Below are 2,116 nucleotides of genomic sequence, written 5' to 3' on the forward strand. Positions count from 1 at the left end.
ACAGTATACGAACAAGGGAAAGGAATCACTTCAATGAAAGCATCAAAAATCAATAACAGCATCAACACAACAGCAGAACAGCTCAACCGTTATCAAGCTCTTCTTTCCGATGCCCACAACGCCAAAGAAAGCGCCTACTGCCGTTACTCAGGTTTTCAGGTGGGGGCAGCTTTACTTGCAAAGAATGGCACCGTTATAACCGGCTGCAATGTGGAAAACGCCTCATACGGCCTGACCATGTGCGCTGAACGGACCGCTATATTCAAGGCTGTTTCTATGGGCTACAAGCCGGGTGATTTTGAGGCTATTGCCATTGCAGCCAGTGCTGATGACTTCTCCCCCTGCGGTGCGTGCCGTGAGGTGATCAACGAATTTGGCGATGATATGACGGTTATCTTTGAGTTTGGCGGCGAAACGGTCATCACCACGCTGGCAAAACTACTACCGTATAATTTCAAGCTGTAACGAGGACACCCAAGATGAAGAAAATTCCAAACTTTCGTATACCGGTTGCGCCACCTGGAAAGGTTATGAAATCTGCCAGAGATTACGATAGAAAAATGCAGGCTAAATTTATTGCCCGTGATTTTTCAGAAAGCATAATTGAGGAGACAAATAAATGATTACTTATATCTGTACGGTGGGGACATCAATAGTAACGGCTACCGGCCTGGACCTAAGTCACTTTGCCAAGTGGAAGCTTGCTGATGAAGATTCACGGCTTCAGTCAATACTAGAGGCTGAGCATTTTGCGTTACAAAATATCAAGAAAAAGACAGATGCTGAATTTCCGCGTGTCTCTGCCGAGCTAAACAGCCTTATCAAAATGGGATTAAAGCCAACTGATCGTGTGGTCTTAATTGCAACTGAAACAATTGAAGGAAAGATGTGTGCAGAACTGCTGCGTAAGGTGCTGCTCGAAAAAGAGTTATGTCACGATGTAATTGTTGAGGTTATTGACGGCCTGCAAGCTCAAGATGGGAAACGGTTTCAGCAGGTTGGCCTAAAAAAATTGATTAGCTTTATTACCAAGTATGAACACGAAAATGTGGTCTTCAATCCGACAGGCGGATTCAAGAGTGTGGTGCCGTATATAACCCTGGCTGGTATGCTGTTCAATAAACCTGTGAAATATATACATGAGTTTTCTGATGACGTAATAACTTTGGCAAATATTCCAATCAGATATGATGAAGAAGTATTTTTTGAAGTTGAAGATAAATTGCAGAAAATTGACAGCAATACCTGTATTGGAAAACAAGAATGGCAACGTGGTATAGCATTCAATGATTCACGTTTTGCTACATTAGTTGAAGAAATTGATGGCAAGTTGACCATGAGTGGTATTGGCCAGCTCTTGTGGGAAAAATTCAAGGTAGACTTTCCAGAAACATTACGAGATGAAGTAAAGCAACTTGAAAATAAACGAAAACAACCGGATTTCTTTGGGATTATACAGAAGCATTTTAGTCAGTTGGAGCTGTCTGACAGCACCTTGCAAATCTTAAAGGAGCGTTCAATTGATCATCGAGTAATAAAGTGTCTGCACTCAATTGACCATCGCCAGACTACTCCTGGGATGCGATGGCACACCTTTGAGGGGGGCGAGAATCTATGGTATGCGCGTTTCTCTGGCAAGGGGCGTATTTACGTCCAGATGCGACCAGGACTCTCGCCGCTGGTAACGGCAATTGATTACGACAAGAAGCTACAATAATGACATAGCAAGGAGGCTCCCATGTCTTCTAACAACAACGGCGGCCCATTTCCCAAAAGTGTATTTCCAGAAAGCGTGTTCCCGCGTCGGATATTCCCCTGGATGGGAGATGACGAAGATACGCAAGAACCTCAGACACCGGTAAGGGACACCAAGCCTAAATTCCCTTGGGAAATTGAAGAAGATGAGCAAAAAAATGATGACTGATAAAGATCTGCTGGATTTCGCCTGGATAAAATCAGGGCAGTGAACATACGCATGCAGGATCAGCCCTCTAACAAGATCCCCTTTGACCTGCTTTGGCAGTACGTTAGCGCCTACCTGTTGAGTGCCACCACATCGTGGACGGAAATAAGTGCCAGAACATCGTAGACAAAGTTCTCTGACAATCGAATAACC

4 protein-coding genes are annotated in these 2,116 nt (G+C 44.2%); all 4 read left to right on the top strand.

Going from position 1 to position 2,116, the window contains the following annotated elements; genetic code table 11:
• Positions 1 to 33 precede the first annotated feature (33 nt).
• From cdd to OEL57_RS16340, 4 genes are read left to right on the top strand one after another with little or no spacing between them, the layout of a single operon-like run.
• A complete protein-coding gene (gene cdd, locus OEL57_RS16325; protein ID WP_300741956.1) occupies positions 34 to 465 on the top strand; it encodes a cytidine deaminase in 432 nt (143 codons plus the stop codon).
• Positions 466 to 479: 14 nt separating this feature from the next.
• Positions 480 to 623, top strand: a complete 144-nt coding sequence (locus OEL57_RS16330; protein WP_300741958.1) for a hypothetical protein — start codon at positions 480 to 482, stop codon at positions 621 to 623.
• Positions 620 to 1,717: a putative CRISPR-associated protein gene (locus OEL57_RS16335; RefSeq protein ID WP_300741960.1), complete on the top strand. Its 1,098-nt coding sequence runs from the start codon at positions 620 to 622 to the stop codon at positions 1,715 to 1,717. Before OEL57_RS16330 ends, OEL57_RS16335 begins: the two co-directional genes overlap by 4 nt.
• A 21-nt stretch (positions 1,718 to 1,738) precedes the next feature.
• Complete coding sequence (locus OEL57_RS16340) at positions 1,739 to 1,924, top strand: hypothetical protein (protein ID WP_300741962.1); 186 nt, start codon at positions 1,739 to 1,741, stop codon at positions 1,922 to 1,924.
• The last annotated feature ends 192 nt before the right edge of the window (positions 1,925 to 2,116 follow it).

This window comes from Trichlorobacter sp., from assembly GCF_030247655.1.
Classification (GTDB): domain Bacteria; phylum Desulfobacterota; class Desulfuromonadia; order Geobacterales; family Pseudopelobacteraceae; genus Trichlorobacter.